General features: G+C 70.6%; 16 protein-coding genes. 11 read left to right on the top strand and 5 right to left on the bottom strand.

Translation table 11 applies throughout. The features are described 5' to 3' along the window. Window positions 1–6 precede the first annotated feature (6 nt). The 4 genes from mtrB to raiA all read left to right on the top strand — a co-directional run bounded on the left by mtrB (window position 7) and on the right by raiA (window position 5,173). Complete coding sequence (gene mtrB / locus AB0F61_RS02260) at window positions 7–1,764, top strand: MtrAB system histidine kinase MtrB (RefSeq protein WP_357802461.1); 1,758 nt, start codon at window positions 7–9, stop codon at window positions 1,762–1,764. Beyond that, window positions 1,761–3,575, top strand: coding sequence for an LpqB family beta-propeller domain-containing protein (locus AB0F61_RS02265; protein WP_357802463.1), 1,815 nt, complete (start codon window positions 1,761–1,763; stop codon window positions 3,573–3,575). The genes mtrB and AB0F61_RS02265 overlap by 4 nt, the downstream gene beginning before the upstream one ends. A 12-nt stretch (window positions 3,576–3,587) precedes the next feature. Then, window positions 3,588–4,292 (top strand): ComF family protein, encoded by a 705-nt coding sequence (locus AB0F61_RS02270; RefSeq protein WP_357802466.1) that lies wholly within the window; start codon window positions 3,588–3,590, stop codon window positions 4,290–4,292. Between the two features lie 245 nt (window positions 4,293–4,537). Then, a complete protein-coding gene (raiA, locus tag AB0F61_RS02275) occupies window positions 4,538–5,173 on the top strand; it encodes a ribosome-associated translation inhibitor RaiA (protein WP_357802468.1) in 636 nt (211 codons plus the stop codon). Window positions 5,174–5,252: 79 nt separating this feature from the next. Here the strand turns inward: raiA and AB0F61_RS02280 are convergent, their stop codons facing one another. Together AB0F61_RS02280 and AB0F61_RS02285 are read right to left on the bottom strand one after the other, a co-directional pair. Next, the gene (locus AB0F61_RS02280; protein ID WP_357802471.1) at window positions 5,253–6,365 is read right to left on the bottom strand and encodes a GNAT family N-acetyltransferase; all 1,113 of its coding nucleotides are present in this window, start codon (window positions 6,363–6,365) and stop codon (window positions 5,253–5,255) included. Next, window positions 6,362–7,513 (bottom strand): GNAT family N-acetyltransferase, encoded by a 1,152-nt coding sequence (locus tag AB0F61_RS02285; protein WP_357802473.1) that lies wholly within the window; start codon window positions 7,511–7,513, stop codon window positions 6,362–6,364. Before AB0F61_RS02285 ends, AB0F61_RS02280 begins: the two co-directional genes overlap by 4 nt. 168 nt (window positions 7,514–7,681) lie before the next feature. On the opposite strand from AB0F61_RS02285, the gene secA reads away from it, so the two are divergent. Then, complete coding sequence (gene secA / locus AB0F61_RS02290; protein ID WP_357802476.1) at window positions 7,682–10,609, top strand: preprotein translocase subunit SecA; 2,928 nt, start codon at window positions 7,682–7,684, stop codon at window positions 10,607–10,609. A gap of 76 nt (window positions 10,610–10,685) precedes the next feature. Here secA and AB0F61_RS02295 read toward each other — a convergent pair whose 3' ends face one another. Both AB0F61_RS02295 and AB0F61_RS02300 read right to left on the bottom strand, forming a co-directional pair. Continuing rightward, window positions 10,686–11,306, bottom strand: a complete 621-nt coding sequence (locus AB0F61_RS02295) for an Rv3235 family protein (RefSeq protein ID WP_357802479.1) — start codon at window positions 11,304–11,306, stop codon at window positions 10,686–10,688. A gap of 257 nt (window positions 11,307–11,563) precedes the next feature. Next, entirely contained in the window at window positions 11,564–11,791 is a 228-nt protein-coding gene (locus tag AB0F61_RS02300) for a helix-turn-helix domain-containing protein (RefSeq protein WP_357802482.1), read from the bottom strand. 214 nt (window positions 11,792–12,005) lie between these two features. On the opposite strand from AB0F61_RS02300, the gene AB0F61_RS02305 reads away from it, so the two are divergent. Then, window positions 12,006–12,515: a hypothetical protein gene (locus tag AB0F61_RS02305; protein WP_357802485.1), complete on the top strand. Its 510-nt coding sequence runs from the start codon at window positions 12,006–12,008 to the stop codon at window positions 12,513–12,515. 62 nt (window positions 12,516–12,577) lie between these two features. Here the strand turns inward: AB0F61_RS02305 and AB0F61_RS02310 are convergent, their stop codons facing one another. Beyond that, window positions 12,578–13,663 carry a hypothetical protein gene (locus AB0F61_RS02310; RefSeq protein WP_357802487.1) on the bottom strand — a complete coding sequence of 362 codons (1,086 nt, stop codon included), beginning with the start codon at window positions 13,661–13,663 and terminating at the stop codon, window positions 12,578–12,580. Between the two features lie 520 nt (window positions 13,664–14,183). Between AB0F61_RS02310 and pruA the strand changes: the two genes are divergently transcribed. The 5 genes from pruA (at window position 14,184) to ftsX (ending at window position 19,490) form a co-directional block, all read left to right on the top strand. Then, window positions 14,184–15,812 carry an L-glutamate gamma-semialdehyde dehydrogenase gene (pruA, locus tag AB0F61_RS02315; RefSeq protein WP_357802489.1) on the top strand — a complete coding sequence of 543 codons (1,629 nt, stop codon included), beginning with the start codon at window positions 14,184–14,186 and terminating at the stop codon, window positions 15,810–15,812. 177 nt (window positions 15,813–15,989) lie between these two features. Further along, the gene (locus AB0F61_RS02320) at window positions 15,990–16,505 is read left to right on the top strand and encodes a PadR family transcriptional regulator (protein WP_091393967.1); all 516 of its coding nucleotides are present in this window, start codon (window positions 15,990–15,992) and stop codon (window positions 16,503–16,505) included. Between the two features lie 121 nt (window positions 16,506–16,626). Further along, window positions 16,627–17,748: a peptide chain release factor 2 gene (gene prfB / locus AB0F61_RS02325; protein WP_357802493.1), complete on the top strand. Its 1,122-nt coding sequence runs from the start codon at window positions 16,627–16,629 to the stop codon at window positions 17,746–17,748. A gap of 118 nt (window positions 17,749–17,866) precedes the next feature. Beyond that, entirely contained in the window at window positions 17,867–18,547 is a 681-nt protein-coding gene (ftsE, locus tag AB0F61_RS02330) for a cell division ATP-binding protein FtsE (RefSeq protein WP_030331491.1), read from the top strand. A 67-nt stretch (window positions 18,548–18,614) separates the two neighbouring features. Beyond that, window positions 18,615–19,490: a permease-like cell division protein FtsX gene (ftsX, locus tag AB0F61_RS02335; protein ID WP_357802495.1), complete on the top strand. Its 876-nt coding sequence runs from the start codon at window positions 18,615–18,617 to the stop codon at window positions 19,488–19,490. Window positions 19,491–19,541: the final 51 nt, after the last annotated feature.

A 19,541-nucleotide genomic window follows, 5' to 3' on the forward strand; every position in this document is an offset into this window, starting at 1 on the left:
CGCACTGTGTCGACCTCGCCGCCCCCACACTCCCCGAGCACGGCTGCCCACCGGCCCAGCGCCGGTGGGGAGATCTGGCGCGCGGTGAGCGGGCGGGCCGCCCGGGTGGTGGCCCGGGTGCACCAGACCTGGCGGCGTTCACTTCAGGTCCGGGTCGTGACCATCACGTTGGTCGCGTCCAGTCTGCTGGTCGGCGGTTTCGCGTTCCTGATCGCTGACAAGATCACCACCATCCTGCTCGACAACGCCCGCAGCGACGTCCGACAGCGGGTGATCAGCGGTGCCAGCTACGCGGCCAAGCAGGTCTCCCTCTACGGTCAGCCGCAGGAGGCGCAGCTCCAGGAGACCATCGACGGCACTGTCAACTACCTGGCCGGCGGTGACCCCCAGCAGACCAGCGGGGTGGTGGTGGCGATCACGGCCGACGGCTACCACAACGACATCCAGACCCGCACCGCGCCCTCGGCGAACGTCCAGTCGCTGATCAGCCCGGAGCTGCGGGCCACGATCGCCGACGGCAAGGTGGCCAGCCAGATCCGCACCGGGCGGCTCACCGGCGAGTCCACCAAATACCTGGTCTACGGCTCACCGGTGCCCACCCGCTTCGGCCAGATCGAGCTCTACTACCTGGTGCCGTTGACCCGGCAGGACGTCACCGCCGCCGACGCCCGAGCCACTGTCGTGGCCACCGGGGTCGCCCTGGTGATCCTGCTCGGGCTGCTCGCGGCGCTCGTCACCAGGTTGGTCGTCAACCCGGTCCGGGTCGCCGCACGGACCGCCCAGCGACTCTCCGCCGGCCTGCTCGACCAGCGCATGGTGGTCAACGGTGAGGACGACCTCGCCCTGCTCGCCGCCTCCTTCAACCAGATGGCCACCAACCTGCAACGGCAGATCCTGCGCCTGGAGGAGATGTCCCGACTGCAGCGCCGGTTCACCTCCGACGTCTCGCACGAGCTGCGTACCCCGCTGACCACGGTACGGATGGCCGCCGACCTGATCTTCGCCGAGCGCGACGAGTTCGACCCGGCGGTGGCCCGCAGCGCCGAGCTGCTGCAAGCCGAGTTGGACCGCTTCGAGGAGTTGCTCACCGACCTGTTGGAGATCAGCCGCTTCGACGCGGGCTTCGCCATGCTCGACTCCGAGCCGACCGACCTGGTGCCGGTGGTGCACCGGGTGGCCGACCGGCTGGCCGGCCTGGCCGAGCGGGTGGGCGTACCCATCGAACTCGACCTGCCGGGCACGCCGGTGATCGCCGAGGTCGACCCGCGTCGGGTCGAGCGGGTGTTGCGCAACCTGGTCGGCAACGCCGTCGAACACGGCGAGGCCCGACCGGTGCTGATCACCCTGGGGGTGGACGAGACCGCGGTGGCGATCACCGTCCGCGATCACGGCGTGGGGCTCAAGGTGGGCGAGGAGAAGTTGGTGTTCAACCGGTTCTGGCGGGCCGACCCGTCCCGCGCTCGGCAGACCGGTGGCACCGGGCTCGGCCTGTCGATCAGCCTGGAGGACGCCCGGCTGCACGGCGGCTGGCTGGAGGCGTGGGGTGCTCCCGGGCAGGGCGCGCAGTTCCGGCTCACGCTGCCGGCCCGTGCTGGCGACCGGCTGACCACCTCGCCGCTGCGACTGGTGCCGGCCGACGCCGCGCTGCCGTTCGGCGGCCCCCGCGACGGCGGTCCGCTGGCCATCGGGCCCGGCACCGGCGGGGCACTGGCGATCGACCCGGCGCCGACCGGGGACGGACAGCGGGCGGAGGTGCGCTCATGAGACGGCCGGCTCTGGTCGCGGCGCTCGGCGTGGTGGTGCTGCTGGGCGGTGGCTGCGGCATTCCGGCGGCGTCCGACGTGCGGGTGGACGGCAAGGGTGGGGCCGCGACGGAGGCCGGCGTGGTCAACGGTCCCGGCAGTGAGCCGCCGACGCGAACGGCCAGCGGCAGCGTCAACGAGGCGTTCGTCCGCAACTTCCTGTCCGCCGCCGCCGGTGAGCCGGACCGGGCGTACGAGCGGGTCAAGGCGTTCATCGCCCCGGAGAACAAGTCCCGCCTGCAGGAGAAGAAGGGCAGCGAGGTCGCGCTGAACGTGGTGCGGCTGCGCGAGGCGGTCTACACCCTCAACAGCGACTCGACCACCACCGTGAAGATCACCGTGCAGCAGATCGGTCTGCTGCGGGCCAACGGCACCCTGGCCCCGCCGGTGGCGACCGAGACGGAGTACGAGTTCGGGATCCGCAGCGCGGCGTTCAACGGCGGCGTCAACGACGAGCGCGCCGGGTTGTACATCGTCGACCCGCCGAACGTGCTGCTGCTCAGCGATGTCGCCCTCCGTCGCTACTACCAGGACGAGTCGATCTACTTCTGGAGTTCGGACCGCACCCGCCTCGTGCCCGACCAGCGCTACCGGCCGCTCGCGGTGCCCGATGAGCGCCGGGTGAACGAGGTGGTGAAGTGGCTGGTCGGCGGCCCCTCCGACTGGTTGCGTCCGGGTGTCGTCGGGCTGCCCGACCGCACCGAGCTGATCAACAACGCCACCGGTGGCAACGGCCGGTGGGAGGTCAACCTGGACATGTCCGGTGACGACCAGAACGGCATCGACCAGTTGATCACGCAGATCGCCTGGTCGCTGGGGGACCTGCCGGGTGAGCTGGAGCTGCGGATCCGCAACAACTCGCTGCCCGTGCAGGACCTGAGCGAGCGACGAAACTCGCACCAGCTCTACCCCGACGCCGAGAGCCCGCAGCGGTTCGGCCTGTACGAGGGCGCCATCCACCCGCTCGACTTCGGCAGCGAACTCAGCGGCACCGTGCCACTGGCGCCCGAGGTCAACCGCAACATCGTCTCCGCCGACCTGGCGGTGGCCAAGGAGCAGCGGGTCCTCGCCGCGATGGTCGTGTCCGGCAGCAACGACAGCCGGCACCGGCTCGCGGTGGGCACGGGTTCCGCGCCGGTCTCCGCCCTCAACCGCAGCGCGTCCGAATACTCCTTGATGAGCCGTCCGGTCTGGCTGCGTACGGTCGACGGACGCCCCGGCCGGGGCCTGGTCGTCGCCGACGGGCAGCTCTACCGGTTCGACGAGGCGGCGCGGATGTATCAGGTGCCCCTCAACCTGCCCGCCGACGTCACCGCGGTGGCTGCCGCGCTGGACGGCCAACGGGTCGCGTTGATCGCCGGCGGCCGGCTCTACGTCGCCGCGGTGAACCCGGACGGCGGCGGCGTCTCCATCGGCCCACCCCGACAGGTGCCCACCTCGCTGACCGCCCTCACCGCTGTCGACTGGGGCAGCGAGGACCAACTGGTGGTGGCCGGGTCGGTCGGTCAGCCGGCGATCTACGAGATCAGCGTCGACGGCGCGCTGGAGACACCGTTGCGGACCGACCTCGGTGCCAAGGTCAACCATCTGACCGCGTACCCGACCAATCGCACCGTGCGGGTGCCCAGCGGGGCCTACATGTACGAGGCGAACGGGGTGGCCTACCGCAGCAGCCCCTTCGAACGGATCGAGCCGGGCCGCGTACGGGACATCCCCCCGGTCCCGACCGGTGTCCGCCCGAGCAATCCGTCAGCGCCGTTCTTCCTCTACTGACCGGGTGACGTGGTGACCGGCCTCTGGGCGGACCTCGCCGACCTGGTGCTGCCCGCCAACTGCGCGGGTTGTGGGGACCGCCGGCCCGGCCTGCGGCACGGGGTCTGCCCGGCCTGCGTGGCGGCACTGGGCGCGCTGCGCCCCCTGCCGGTCCGTCCGACGCCCGCCCCGCCGGGCCTGCCGCCCTGCGTGGCCCTCGGCCCGTACGCAGGGCCGCTGCGTGAGGCTCTGCTGGCGTACAAGGAACACGGCCGGCACGGTCTGGCCCGCCCGCTCGGCGCACTGCTCGCCGAGGTCGTCGCGGCGGCGGTCGGCGGGGCTCGCCCGGTGGCGCTGGTCCCAGTCCCGGACACGGCGGCGGCGGCCCGTGCCCGGTACGGCGACCACCTGGACCGGTTGGCCCGGCACTGCGCGGCCCGGCTCAACCAGGGCGGCTGGGCGGCGCAGGTGCACCGCCCGCTGCGTGCGCTGCCCCGGCCCGACTCGGTGAGCCTGGACCGCGCCGAACGGGCGGCGGCGGCCGCTGCCGCTTTCCGGCCGCGCGCCACGGCGGGTCGGGGTCGTGCTGCCGGCGCGGCACCGGTCGTGGTGCTGCTCGACGACATCGTCACCACCGGCGTGACACTGGCCGCCGCGACCAGGGTGCTGAGTGCGACCGGATGGGTGCCCAGTGTTGCCGCGGTGCTCGCGGCGACCGAGAAAAGACACCTTCCGTAACCGACTGTGTTTCCGTTTCACCCGTTGGTGTATGAGCTGCGAAAAATCCTGGGCAGTCTCGGCAACTTGGGGTGACTGCCGGGCGAACAAGAGTTAGCGTTTCGCTGTCGGGGGTAGGAGGTCGTTCCACCCACCCTCGGCGGTGAGAGGAGGCGTAGCCGTACCAGCCGGTCGACGCCAGCGGGTCCCCCCACGGCGCGCGACCGGGTTGCCGGATCGAAGACCGTCCGAACAAGGGAGGTCACGTGGACATCGTGGTCAAGGGCCGAAACGTCGAAGTGCCGGACCATTACCGGGTACACGTAGCCGAGAAACTCGCAAAGATCGAACGCTACGATCACAAACTGATTCGCGTCGATGTCGAGCTGTTCCACGAGCGCAATCCGCGCCAGGCCGAGCACTGCCAGCGGGTGGAGATCACCTGCATTTCCAGGGGCCCGGTGATGCGGGCCGAGGCCTGCACGAACGACTTCTACAGCGCACTCGACGCGGCCATCGCGAAGCTCGACACCCGGCTGCGCCGCGCGGCCGACCGCCGTCGCGTACACCGGGGTCGGCACGCGCCGATCTCCGTCGCCGAGGCCACCGCTGGCCTGCCGGTCGCCGACCTGGGGACCAGCACGCTGAGCGCGCCGCTCGACGGTGCCCGCGCCGGCACCGCCGTCGCGGAGCGGGTCGAGGAGGAGTACGACGACCAGCCGTGGCACATCGCCCGGGAGAAGGTGCACCCGGCGGAGCCGATGACGATCGACGACGCGCTGTTCGAGATGGAACTGGTCGGCCACGACTTCTACCTGTTCCAGGACAAGGAGTCCGGCCGCCCCAGCGTCGTCTACCGCCGCCACGCGTACGACTACGGCATCATCTCCCTCGCCACCTGACCACCAGCCGACCCACGATCACGGGGTTGTGCTGGGGGAACCCAGCGCACCCCGTGATCCACGGCTGGAGCTGGCGACGTCAGCGCTGTTCGCCCGCGAGCAACGCGAAGGTCAGGTCGTCCAGGCGGGCGCCGGCCAACCCGGGCAGCCTGCCGCGCTGCACAGCCTCGCGCCGGAACCCGACCCGCTCCAACACGCGGTGCGACGCCGTGTTGTCCGGCACCGTGCCGGCGGTCAGCCGGGCGACACCGGCCGGCCCGAACGCCCAGCCCGCAAGCAGTCGGACCGCCCGGGTCGCGTACCCCCGGCCGCGCCAGTCGGGCAGCAACGCGTAGCCGACCGACGCCTCGCCGGCCGCCACGTCGGTGTACGACAGCCCGCAACTACCCACCGGCTCCCCGCTGGACACGTCCGTGATCAGCAGTCGGGCGATGTCTCCGGTCAGCCACCCGCTCTCCGCGAGACGACACCGTCGCTCGATCGCCTCTCGCGTCGGCGGCACGGGCGGCGCCTGGTTCGCCACCACCTCGGGTCGGCTGTGCAGCCGGTACATCAGGTCGGCGTCGTCCGGCGCGAGCCGGCGCAGACTCACCACCTGGTCGGTGAGCACCCCGCCGGGCAGGTCGGGCAGCAGCCGGGCGACCGGTCCGGGCGGGTCGTCGGCGAGGCGTACCCAGGCCAGCAGGTCGTGCCGACCCCCGTCCCGGCCCGAACCGGCCGACCGGCGTGCACCCTCGTAGCGGAAACCGGCGGCCAGCGCGACCCGCTGGCTCGGGCCGTTCTCCGGCTCGGTGAGCAGCTCCAGTCGAGCCGTTCCGGTGGTGAACGCGTGCTCGCTCAGCGCGCGGGTGGCCGCGGCGGCCAGTCCCCGCCCGCGCGCCGCCGGCCGCAGCCAGTAGCCGATCTCGGCCTGCCCGCGCGCGGGCACCGGATTGTTCAGCCCCACCGCGCCGAACAGCCGGTCGGTGGCCGGGTCCGCGACGGCGTACGCCGCGCCGCCGCCGGTCCAGGCCGCCGCGGCGCCGACGTCGATCCACCACCGGGCGTCGGTCCGGGTGTACGGCGTGGGCAGGTTCGAGACGAACCGTTGGGTGAGCGGGTCCGCGCAGCCGTCGACCACGTCCGCGGTGTCCTCGGCCCGAAAGGGCCGCAGCCGCACCCCGTGCGCCTCGATGACCTCTGGCCAGGTCATGCCAGGTCCTCGGCGAGCAGCGCGGCCACCCACGCGTCGACCCGTTCGCCCCGGTGCTGCACGCCGCCCCGGGCCGTCCCCTCGAACGTGAAGCCCGCCTTCTCCGCCACCCGCCGGGAGGCGGTGTTGCCCACGTTCGCCTTCCACTCGATCCGGGCCAGGCCCAGCGTGGCGCAACCCCAGGTGCTCAGCGCGACAAGCGCGGCCGGCATGTACCCCCGGCCGCGAGCCGCCGGGGCGGTCATGAAGCCGACGTCGGCCAGCAGGGCGTCGGTGGGGGAGAGCCGCAGGTCGATCGTGCCCGCGTACCTGTCGTCCGGGTCGGCGACCACGAAGCACGCGGCTTGCCCCCGAGCCCAGGCGTCCTGGCTGTAGACCTGGAATCCCTGCGCGTCGGCCTGCTGGTACGGGTCCGGCACTGTCGTCCAGCGGATGGTCTCCGGGTCCCGGCAGGTCTGCACCACGGCGTCCAGGTCCTGCTCCTCCATCGGCCGCAGCCGCAGCTCACCGGCACCGGCGGTGGCGAACACTGTGGGTTGTGGGCGGCCGAAGACCGCGGCGCGCCGGGCGACGAGGGTGCCGGGACCGGCCGGCCCGGTCGCCCCGGGCTCCGGCACCTCGCCGGGCAGCAGGGAGCCGATCCAGCCGTCCGCGCCGGACCCCGTTGCCGGGTCGGGCCGCCGCAGCCGGCCGTCGATCCGGAAACCGGCCCGGAGGGCGACCAGCCGGGAGGCGTGGTTGCCCACCTCGGCCTGCCAGATCAGCCGGCGCAGCCCGAGGGTGGCGAAGGACCAGCGGGAAAGCGCCCGGGTGGCCCGGACCATGACGCCCCGGCCGCGTGCCCAGGGTGCGGTCCAGTAACCGACCTCGCCGGTGCCGTCCCGGTCGATGGAGATCAGCCCGCACGAGCCGAGCAGTTCACCGGTCGCCGGGTCGCAGACCGCGAACGGCGCCCCGGTGCCCTCCGCCCAGGCCGTCCCGCTCATCTCGGTGACGAAGCCGAGGGCGTGTTCGGGCCGATATGGGCGCGGCACGCTGGTCCAGCGCTGGATGTCCGGGTCCTGGCACGCCCGGTGCACGGCGTCGGCGTCGGTGTCGCGCCATTGCCGCAGCAGCACGCCGTCCTCGATGATCTCCACGGGCTCCACCCGTGCATCGTGCCGCACCGTTCGCCGACGGCGTAACCGGATAACGTTCGAGGGGTGCGCAGGACGCGAGTTATGTCGGGTTCGGCGAGGCCGACCACCGCCACCAGTGACCATCGCGCCGATGAAGCGCCTACGATGGTTCGAGACTGTCTAGGGGAGCGTTGATCCGTGTCGATTCTGGAAAAGGTCCTTAACGCGGGCGAGGGCCGCATGGTGCGCCGGCTCAAGGCCATCGCCGCCGCCGTCACCTCGATCGAGGACGACTACGTCAACCTCACCGACGAGGAGCTGGCCGGCATGACCGAGCAGTTCCGGGAGCGGCTCGCCGATGGGGAGACCCTCGACGACCTGCTGCCGGAGGCGTTCGCGGTGGCCCGCGAGGCGGCCGCCCGGGTGCTCGGCCAGCGCCCGTACGACGTCCAGGTGATGGGCGGCGCGGCACTTCACTTCGGCAACATCGCCGAGATGAAGACCGGTGAGGGCAAGACGCTGACCTCGGTCATGGCCGTCTACCTCAACGCGCTGTCCGGCAAGGGCGTGCACGTGATCACGGTCAACGACTACCTCGCCCAGCGTGACGCGGCGTGGATGGGTCGGGTGCACGAGTTCCTCGGGCTGACCGTCGGCGTGGTGCTGCCCAACCGGCCGGCCACCGAGCACAAGGCCGCCTACGAGTGCGACATCACCTACGGCACCAACAACGAGTTCGGCTTCGACTACCTGCGCGACAACATGGCGTGGTCGAAGGACGAGCTGGTGCAGCGCGGCCACAACTTCGCGGTGGTCGACGAGGTCGACTCCATCCTGATCGACGAGGCCCGCACCCCGCTGATCATCTCCGGTCCGGCGGAGCACTCGGCCCGCTGGTACGGCGAGTTCGCAGGTGTGGTGGCCCGGCTCCAGCCCGGCACCGACGGCGAGGGCGACTACGAGGTCGACCACTCCAAGCGCACCATCGCGGTGACGGAGCGGGGTGTCGCCAAGGTCGAGGACCGGCTCGGCATCGACAACCTGTACGAGTCGGTGAACACTCCGCTGGTCGGCTACCTCAACAACGCCATCAAGGCCAAGGAGCTCTACAAGCGCGACAAGGACTACATCGTCAGCGACGGTGAGGTCCTGATCGTCGACGAGTTCACCGGTCGCATCCTGCACGGCCGCCGCTACAACGAGGGCATGCACCAGGCGATCGAGGCCAAGGAGGGGGTGGAGATCAAGCAGGAGAACCAGACTCTTGCCACCATCACCCTGCAGAACTACTTCCGCCTCTACGAGAAGCTGTCCGGGATGACCGGTACGGCGCAGACCGAGGCGAGCGAGTTCAACAAGGTCTACAAGGTCGGCGTCGTGACGATCCCGACCCACCGCCCGATGGTCCGCGAGGACCGGCCGGACGTCATCTACAAGACGGAGAAGGCCAAGTTCAACGCCGTCATCGAGGACATCGCCGAGCGGCACCAGCTCGGCCAGCCGGTGCTTGTCGGCACCGTCTCGGTGGAAAACTCCGAGATCCTCTCCCAGTTGCTGCGCCGACGGGGCATCCCACACAACGTGCTGAACGCCAAGTTCCACGCGCGGGAGGCCGAGATCGTCGCCCAGGCCGGGCGTAAGGGCGCGGTCACCGTGGCGACCAACATGGCCGGTCGAGGCACCGACATCCTGCTCGGCGGCAACCCCGAGTTCCTCGCCGCGAACGAGCTGCGCCAGCGCGGGCTCGACCCGCTGGAGAACGAGGAGGAGTACGCCAAGGCGATGGAGGAGGTCCTGCCCACGTGGAAGCAGGCCTGCGACGCCGAGGCGGACGAGGTCTCGGCCGCCGGTGGCCTCTACGTGCTGGGCACCGAGCGGCACGAGTCCCGGCGGATCGACAACCAGCTACGCGGTCGCGCCGGCCGGCAGGGTGACCCGGGCGAGTCCCGCTTCTACCTGTCCCTGCAGGACGAGCTGATGCGGCGGTTCCGGGCCGGGGCGGTCGAGGCGGTGATGGAGCGCTTCAACATCCCGGAGGACGTGCCGATCGAGTCGAAGATGGTCACCCGGCAGATCAAGAGCGCCCAGGCTCAGATCGAGGGCCAGAACGCCGAGATCCGCAAGAACGTGCTGAAGTACGACGAGGTGCTCAACAAGCAGCGCCAGGTCGTCTACGCCGAGCGGCTCCGGGTGCTCAACGGTGAGGACCTCTCCGACCAGGTCCGCAACATGATCGACGACACCGTCGAGGCGTACGTGCGGGGGGCCACCTCCGACGGCTACGGCGAGGACTGGGACCTTGAGCAGCTCTGGTCCAGCCTGAAGCAGCTCTACCCGGTCGGCGTGACGATCGAGGAGCTGGAGGAGGAGGCCGGCGGCTCGCGGGCCGGCATGGACGCCGACTTCCTGGTCGCCCGCCTCAAGGAAGACGCCAACGCCGCGTACGACAAGCGTGAGGAGCAGCTCGGCACCGAGGGGGTGCGTCAGCTCGAGCGGATGGTGCTGCTCCAGGTCATCGACCGCAAGTGGCGCGAGCACCTCTACGAGATGGACTACCTCCAGGAGGGCATCAACCTTCGGGCGTACGCCCAGCGCGACCCGGTGGTGGAATACCAGCGCGAGGGCTTCGACATGTTCGCCACCATGATGGACGGCATCAAGGAGGAGACGGTCGGCTTCCTCTACAACGTCGATGTCCAGGTGAGCGAACCGGAGCCGGAGGCGGGGGCCGACGAGGTCACGCTGCTCGACAAGCCGGTGGAGATCCGGGCCAAGGGCCTCAACCAGGCGCCGCGGCGGCAGGGTCTGCAATATTCGGCCCCCACCATCGACGGTGAGGCCAGCCCTGGCGCTCCCGTCATTGAGCAGGCCGCACAGCAGGCACCGGCGCTCGGTGTGGGTCGCCCGGCCCCGGGCGCTCCGGCGGCACCGGGCCAGACCGCCCCGTCCGCTCCGCAGCGTCCGGCCGCCGGGCTACGCGGCCCGGCGGTGCCGTCGGTCGCCTCCCGTCGGCCGGCTGCGAACCAGGCGGAGGCGAGCAACGGCCCGTCCCGTAACGCGCCGTGCCCGTGTGGCTCGGGCCGCAAGTACAAGCGCTGCCACGGTGCCCCCAACGGCGGCAACTGACCGACACGACAGCACCTGACCAGCGGGTCCCGGCCGAGCAGGCCGGGGCCCGTTCGTCGTCCAGCGTCGTCCGCTGTCAGAGGACGTGCAGGGCGGTGCAGAGCCAACGACCCCGGCGATGCTCCAGCCGGAGTGCCATCGCCCAGCTCCGACCGCCGGCACCGGTGAGGACAGCCGCTGCCTCCACCGCTGCCTCCCGGGGCTCGCAGACACGCATGCGGAGCAGCCGGATCAGTGGCCGGCCGGCGCGGCGGCGAGGTGACCCCGACCGCCCGGACCCGCGGACCGACTCGGTCAGCAACTCACCCGCTCGAACCAACTCGGTCAACAGATCACCCGCTCGGGCCGGGTCGAGCAGTGCCCGCACCTGCGCCGGCGAACGGTAGCCGTTGATCACTTCGAGGCAACTGCCGACGAACCGATGGGCGGCTCGGGTGGCTTCCGGGGCGGTCGCCGGCGGCGCTGGCGTGACCGGGTGGGTGGTCGACCGGCTGGGCACGGCGCGGAGGGCGGCCCGACGTTGTGGTGGCCGGGCCGGGTCGGGGCGGGTCGAGGCGAACAGGTCGAGGGCGAGCTGACCGTGGGTCGGTGCCGGCCAGTACGACCCGTCGATCTCGTCGACGTATGGCGGGTCGACGGGCGGGACGGGGCGCAGTCGCACGGCTGGCCGGGAAGGCCCCTGTCGTGCCTCGCTCATCGTGCCCCCCTTGATCTTGCGTTTGCCTTCGTTTGCCTTCGACACCATCGATTCTGGGCGATAGACCGGTCTCGGTCAATGGCTGGCGGCGCAGCGAACCCGTCGCACAGCTCGATCCACTCGGTTCTGCCAACAAGGCGGCGTCCAGGCCGCCGTGACACCCCCGGTTCGGCCATACGGAGTGGATCACGCGAACGAGCGGGCGGGGACCGCCCAGGGCTGTGCAGTGGCGGTTTGGGGTGGAGGCGAAGCCTCAGCTACTCCGGCTCGCGGTCGACAAGCGGGTTGCTCTGCACCCAGTCGGCGGTTTCATGGTATTTACGAGCTATGTACTCTTCCAGGCGCGCGCGTTCGACACGCCACTGGCCGCGTCCGCCGATCTTGATCGCCGGCAGTTCACCGCTGCGCACCATGTGGTAGACCTGCGAGTCCGACACGTTCAGCTCAGTGGCGACGTCGGAGAGCAACAGGAACCTTGGCTCCACAGGAACTCCCGGGGTTGATGTCGTTTGGCTCAGTTTGCCATCGACGGCCCAGGTCGCCCAGCACCTGGCCGGCCGACGGGAGGCCGACCGCACGGGACACACCGGGCGGGAACTTCCGCCGGCCGGAGTCGAGGTGTATGACGGTCACGGCGTGCGGCATGATCTGCGCCCGTGCCGGTGGACGCCGGTGGAGGACGAAGCGGGGAGACGACCGGTGACCGATGATCTTGTCCGGGTGTACGTGCCGGCGACCGTACCGATGTTGGCCCGACTGCGCACGGAAGGGCTGGCCGCCGACCAGGCGCACGCCGTGACCCCGGCGCTGCGCGAGTGGTACGCCGAAGGTGACGAGGAGGAGTTGGAGTACGTCGCGTTCACCCGGGCCGCCCAGGAGGCGCTGCACCTGCTCCGGGCCGACCCGACCGCTCCCCGCCGCCGCGTCGTCGTCTCGGTCGACCTGCCGGCCAACGCGATCGGGCGGGGCGACGGTGAGTTGGGATCCAGCACCGTGACGTTGACCCAGGCCGTGCCGGTGGGTGCTGTCGCGGCCCTCCACGTGGACGGCGCGGACGCCGTCGAGGAGGTCGCCGCGGCGGCCGAGGTGGTGGCCGAGGCGGCCGCCGGCGACCCCGATGCCCAGTTCACCGTCGACAGCGCGGAGGACCACGAACTGGAGTGGTACGACGTGACGGAGCTGGACCTGCTGCTCCACGCGGCGAGCTGAGCCGTCGCGCCGGCAGCGGCCGTCAGCGCTGCCACCATTCGGGCGTCATGTCCCGTCCGGCGTCAGCGGGCCGGATCCGCCTTGGCCGGGTCCGCGTCGAACGCCTCGGCCGGGTCCGGCTCGTCGTCCTCCGGGTCGGCCTGGTCCACGACGGCGTCCGGGGTGTCGGCCGGTTCGTCGTCGTCGGCATGGGCCGGGCCGAGGGTGCGGCCGAACGCGATGAGCGCGGTCAGCGCCCCCACGAAGAGCACCCAGATCCCGTTGTCCACCCGCGAAGTGCCCAACGAGGTCTGCGCCACCGCGTCCGCCTCGCTGAGGGCGCCGGCCAGATCGAGCAGCGAGCGGCCACCGATCCGGATGATCACCTCGGCGAGCAGCAGGAGCAGGCCGGGCCCCGCACCGGCGAGCAGGTACGCCGGCCAGCGCAGCGCCGGAGCGGCAGGATCGCGGCGAACCATCCGGCGTCGCGCCCAGGCCAGGTAGCCGAAGGCGAGCAGCCCGGCGAGCAGCCCCGCGACGAGCGACTCGGTGCGGGACACCCACTTGGCCGCGTCGACCACCGACTGTTGGCTGTCGCCGGCCCCGAACAGGTCGAACAGCGGGTCCCGGGCCTGGCTGAACGCGACCACGAAGATCAGCGTGCCGAGTGCGGCGGTCACCACCGCACCGACCGCCGGGGCGGTCCGCGCGGCGGCCACCGCGCCACCGATGATCGCCGCGGCTGCGGTGGTGCCGGCGATCACGTTCGTGGTCGAGGTGTCGAAGTAGGTGAGGTTGATGGCGAGCGCTGCCACCAGCCCGACAAGCATTCCGCCGCCGATCGCCCCGGCGAAGCGCAGGGTGGCCCAGTCGCCGTACCGGCGGGCCAGCAGGTTGCCGCCGGCCAGCGCGACGGCCGCCCCGCAGACCAGCGCGGCCGAGATCACGCCGGGTAGGGCGAACGCGGAGAGACTGATCGCGGTCACCCCGGCCGCCGCCGAGGTGATGGCCTCCCGGGTGGACCAGAGCATGGCGGCCAGCCAGCCGAGGGCCAGCAGCGCGAGCACCGCCGCGCCGGGCGCGGGCAGCGGCCGGCTGCTGGGGCTCGCCGCGTCGGTCGCCGGCTCGTGCGACTCCGCGGCCGGGACGCGGCCGGGCTGCTTGGTCATCGTCTCCCCTTCGAGGCGGCAGGTCACCGACCATTCAGGGTACGCGGCTCCGCTGGGCGCTCCTCCGCCACGGACGGCCGCGACATCTGCGGCCGAACCGGTCCTGCCGAGGCGCGGGCAGGCGAGGGCCGGAGTGCAGCCGAGCGCGCGGCCTGTCGCGCGGGGCGGTCCGGCGCGGGGCGCGGCACAGGCTGCCCGGGCCAGCCACGGGACGGCGTGCGGTGAGGTGCGGCGACAGAGCGCGGCCCGGCGCGGGCGCGGCCCGGCCCGGCGCGGGGGATGAGGTGGTGCGTGGGAAGCGGGCGGGTCGTCGGATCGAACCCGGTCGGTAAGGGGAGGAGGGGTGGGCCGGTCCTTGGTGGGAGGCGATGGCGGAGGCAGGCTGCGCAGCCCTTCGTGGGAGAATCACGGCAGGTCCCGCCGCTGCTCGGCCCTCCCGTGCGGCGTCCGGTGTCCGGCCGCCCGGTCGGTGCCCGCGGGTCCGGTTTCGCCACTGCTGTCGAGATCGCCAGGAGCCTTGATGGATGCCGTGTTCTCCGTTCCCGAGCCGCGCAACGAGCCGGTTCGCAACTACGAGCCGGGCAGCCCCGACCGGGACCGGCTCCAGCGGCGGCTGACCGAGCTCGCCGCCGAGCGCATCGACCTGCCGATGACCATCGCGGGTGAGCAGCGGATGGCCGCCGGTGAGTCGATCGACGTGGTGCAGCCGCACCGGCACGCGCACGTGCTGGGCGTGACCGCGCACGCCACCCACGACGACGCGCGCTCCGCCATCAAGGCGGCCAAGGATGCCGCTCCGATGTGGCGGGCGCTGCCCTTCGAGGAGCGGGCCGCGATCTTCCTGCGCGCCGCCGAGCTGCTCGCCGGCCCCTGGCGCGACACCCTCAACGCCGCCACCATGCTCGGCCAGTCGAAGACCGCGATCCAGGCGGAGATCGACTCGGCGTGCGAGTTCATCGACTTCCTCCGGTTCAACGTGCACTTCGCCAGGCGTCTGCTGGAGGAGCAGCCGGCGTCCTCGCCCGGCGTCTGGAACCGCTTCGACCACCGCCCGTTGGAGGGTTTCGTCTACGCGGTCACCCCGTTCAACTTCACCGCCATCGCCGGCAACCTGCCGTCGGCGCCGGCCCTGCTGGGCAACACGGTGATCTGGAAGCCGGGCCCGACCCAGCAGTTCGCCGCGCACTTCACGATGCGGTTGTTCGAGGCCGCAGGCCTCCCGCCCGGTGTGATCAACATGGTCACCGGCCGGGGTGAGGAGGTCTCCGACGTGGTGCTCGCCGACCCGGACCTGGCCGGCATCCACTTCACCGGCTCGACAAAGGTCTTCCAGCAGTTGTGGCGGACCGTCGGCGACAACATCGCCCGTTACCGGGGCTACCCGCGTCTGGTCGGCGAGACCGGCGGCAAGGACTTCGTGGTCGCGCACACCAGCGCCGACGTGGACGCCCTGCACACCGCGCTGATCCGCGGCGCGTACGAGTACCAGGGTCAGAAGTGCTCGGCGGCCTCGCGGGCGTACGTGCCGCGCTCGATCTGGGAGGGTGGGCTGCGGGACAGGCTGGCCGCCACCACCGATTCGCTCACCTACGGGGACGTGGCCGACTTCGGCAACTTCGGCGGCGCGGTGATCGACGACAAGGCGTTCGCCCGGCACACCGCAGCGCTGGAGCTGATCGCCGGTGACGACTCCTGCCGGGTGCTGGCCGGTGGCACCGCCGACGACTCGGTCGGCTACTTCGTCCGGCCGACGCTCTTCGAGTGCGGCGATGCCGCGCACGAGACCTTCACCACCGAGTACTTCGGGCCGATCCTGGGCGTGCACGTGTTCGACGACGCCCGGTTCGACGACGTGGTCGCGCAGGCCGAGTCGATCGCCCCGTACGCGCTCACCGGCTCGGTGTTCGCCACCGACCGCCGGGTGGTCGACGCGGTGGCCGAGCGCATGCGGTACGCGGCGGGCAACTTCTACATCAACGACAAGCCGACCGGCGCGGTGGTCGGGCAGCAGCCGTTCGGCGGCGCTCGGGCCAGCGGCACCAACGACAAGGCGGGTTCCTGGCTCAATCTGGTCCGCTGGGTGTCGCCGCGGACGATCAAGGAGACCTTCGTGCCGCCGACCGACCACACGTACCCCCACATGGGCTGACCTGCGGCGACGACCCGCCGGCGGCGCACGGTGCCGCCGGCGGGTCGGCCGAGGGTCGTGATCCATCGATAGTCCTCAACGGACAGTCTGTCGCCGACAGTGCACTTAGGAAGACCTGTTGGGTGGCAAACCGGCAAATCCTGGACGCCGGGTGCGCAAAGTGGCAGCGTAGGGGGCATGGCGGATTCCGGAGTCAACCCTACGGCGGCGGCCCTGCTCGGCCTCCTCCACGAGGGCCCGATGACAGGCGGTCAGTTGATGGCCGCTGCTGAGCGCCGTCTGGCGCCGTACTGGTCGATGACACGCAGTCAGGTCTACCGCGAGTTGCCGGTGCTGGCCGAGCGGGGGTTCGTGCGGCTCGGGAAGCCGGGCCCGCGGATGAGCCAACCGTACGCGTTGACCGCGAGCGGGAAACGGACATTTTCCCGCTGGTTGGCGGAGAACCCGGGGCGGGACACCATCCGCAACCCGATCGCGCTGCGGATGGCCTTCGGCAACCTGCACTCCGCCAGTCAGTTGAAGGGCCTGTACGCCTCGGCCAACGAATACCACACCGAGGCCCTCGCCCAGGTCCGGGAGCAGGTGAAGAACGCCAAACGGGATGGGGAGACGTACGACGCCAGCGCGCTGGAGTTCGCCGTCGCCTATCACCGGGCCGCCCTGTCCTGGTTGAAGTCCGCTCCGGTCGGGTGATCTCCGGCGGGTTCGCCAGACAGGAACGAGCTGCTCAGCGCAGGGTGGCGCAGTGTCGCTTTTGCGCGGGACCGCGGGGCTCGCAAGCTCAATCGTCGCCCGCGCAGTACGCTTACCTGTCGTGACCGCTGCCGATTACGCCGAACAGCTCAAGGAACTCGACGCGACCCTGCGAAACATCGAGGCCGTCCTCAACCTCGACCGACTCCACGAGGACAAGGCCCGCCTTGAGCAGGAGGCCTCCGCCCCCGACCTGTGGGACGACCAGGCCAAGGCTCAGCAGGTGACCTCGCAGCTCTCCTACGTCAACGGCGAGATCAGCAAGCTGGGCAGCCTGCGGTCGGGCCTTGACGACGCCCAGGTGCTGCTGGAGCTGGCCGAGGCCGAGTCCGACCCGGGCGTGCTGACCGAGGTCGAGTCGGAGATCACCGGGTTGACGAAGGCCATCCAGGAGATGGAGGTCCGCACCCTGCTCTCCGGCGAGTACGACTCCCGGGAGGCGCTTGTCGCCATCCGCGCGGGCGCCGGTGGCGTGGACGCGGCGGACTTCGCCGAGATGCTGCTGCGGATGTACCTGCGCTGGGCGGAGCGGCACGGCTACCCGACCGAGGTCTACGAGACCTCCTACGCCGAGGAGGCGGGTCTGAAGTCGGCCACCTTCGCGGTCAAGGTGCCCTACGCGTACGGCACGCTCAGCGTCGAGTCGGGCACCCACCGCCTGGTCCGGATCAGCCCGTTCGACAACCAGGGCCGCCGGCAGACCAGCTTCGCGGGTGTCGAGGTCCTGCCGGTCACCGAGCAGACCGACCACATCGACATCCCGGAGAACGAGGTACGCGTCGACGTCTACCGCTCCTCCGGCCCCGGTGGGCAGAGCGTCAACACCACCGACTCGGCGGTCCGGTTGACCCACATCCCGACCGGCATCGTGGTCACCTGTCAGAACGAGAAGTCCCAGTTGCAGAACAAGGCCTCCGCGCTGCGGGTGCTCCAGGCCCGGCTGCTGGAGCGCAAGCGCCAGGAGGAGCAGGCCAAGCTGGAGGGGCTCAAGGAGAACGCCGCCGGCTCGTGGGGCGACCAGATGCGCTCCTACGTCCTGCACCCGTATCAGATGGTGAAGGATCTCCGAACCGAGCAGGAGACCGGCAATCCGAGCGCGGTGTTCGACGGCGATCTGGACGGTTTCATCGAGGCGGGCATTCGTTGGCGTAAGCAGCGGCAACTCGCCGGCGACGGAGCGTAACGACACGCGGGCGGAACGCGTCGTCGATCTCCAGGTAGAGGCCTGATTCGACGACTCGTGCCGGATCGGCGGGGCGTGGGGCTTGGCTCAGTTGTTACACCGCGTAGACTCACCACCCGTGATTCAGCTTGAGCAAGTGACGAAGACGTACCCGAAGGCGTCCCGGCCTTCGCTCGACAACGTGTCCGTCTCGATCGAGAAGGGCGAGTTCGTCTTCTTCATCGGTCCATCCGGCTCCGGCAAGTCCACAATCATCAAGATGCTGCTGCACGAGGTGGCCCCCAACAAGGGCCGCGTCGTCGTCAACGGCAAGGACGTCACGTCGATGCGTTCCTGGAAGCGACCCCACTTCCGGCGCTCGATCGGCTGTGTCTTCCAGGACTTCCGGCTGCTGCCGAACCGCACCGCGTACGAGAACGTGGCGTTCGCCCTCGAGGTGATCGGCAAGACCAAGGCGGTTGCCCGCCGGGTCGTGCCGGAGGTGCTGGAGCTGGTCGGGCTCGGTGGCAAGGAGCACCGCTACCCGCACGAGCTCTCCGGTGGTGAGCAGCAGCGGGTCGCCGTCGCCCGGGCGTTCGTGAACCGTCCGCTGATCCTGCTGGCGGACGAGCCCACCGGAAACCTGGACCCGGACACCTCGATCGAGATCATGCGCCTGCTGGACCGGATCAACCGCACCGGCACGACCGTCGTGATGGTCACCCACGACTCCAACATCGTCAACCAGATGCGCCGCCGCGTCGTCGAGATCGAGAGCGGTCGGATCGTGCGTGACCAGGCCCGCGGCGTCTACGGGTGAGCCGGCTCTCCACCCCTGCGCAGCCTGACGACGAACACTTCATGCCGGAGACCCGGAGGAAATCCCGATGCGCGTGAAATACGTCCTGTCCGAGGTACTGGTCGGACTGTGGCGCAACGTGACCATGTCCATCGCGATGATCATCACGATGGCGGTCTCGCTGACCATGCTCGGCGCCAGCGGTCTCATGTACCGCCAGGTCGACGACATGAAGGTCACCTACTACAAGAACATCGAAGTCTCGATCTTCTTGAAGCAGGAGGTGAGCGAGCAGGAGCGCACCGACCTTAACGCCAAGCTCGACAGTGACCCCCTGGTCAAGGAGGTCTTCTACGTCAACAAGGACGAGGCGTACAAGAAGTTCAAGGTCATGTACCAGGACGCGCCCGACCTGGTGAACGTGGTCAAGCCAGACCAGTTGCCCGAGTCGTTCCGGCTCAAGCTGAACAACCCGGAGCAGTACAAGGACATCTACGAGCAGTACAAGAACACCGCGGGTGTCGACGAGATCATCGACCAGAGTCGACTGCTCGACAAGATCTTCAACATCCTCACCTCGATCCAGAACATCGCCCTGGCTGCCGCCATCGTGATGGCGATCGCCGCCCTGCTGCTTGTCGCGAACACCATCCAGGTGGCCGCGTACAGCAAGCGGCGTGAGGTGGCGGTCATGAAGCTGGTCGGCGCATCGAACTGGTTCATCCAGGCGCCGTTCGTGCTGGAGGCCGTGGTGGCCGGTCTGATCGGCTCGCTGCTCGGTCTGGTGGCCTTGGTCGCGGCGAAGTACCTGCTCTTCGACCGCTCGCTGAGCGCGTTGCAGGGCCTGCTCTCGCCGATCTCCTGGGGCGACATCCTCGTCGTCTTCCCACTGATGGCCGGCGTCGGTGGTCTGATCAGCGCGGGCACCGCCTGGATCACCCTGCGCTTCTACCTGCGGGTCTAGGCACCGTACGGGTCGTCCCGTCTCCGCAAGGACCCTCCCGCCGCCGGAAAT

The sequence above is a fragment of the Micromonospora sp. NPDC023888 genome (assembly GCF_040639415.1).
GTDB lineage: Bacteria > Actinomycetota > Actinomycetes > Mycobacteriales > Micromonosporaceae > Micromonospora.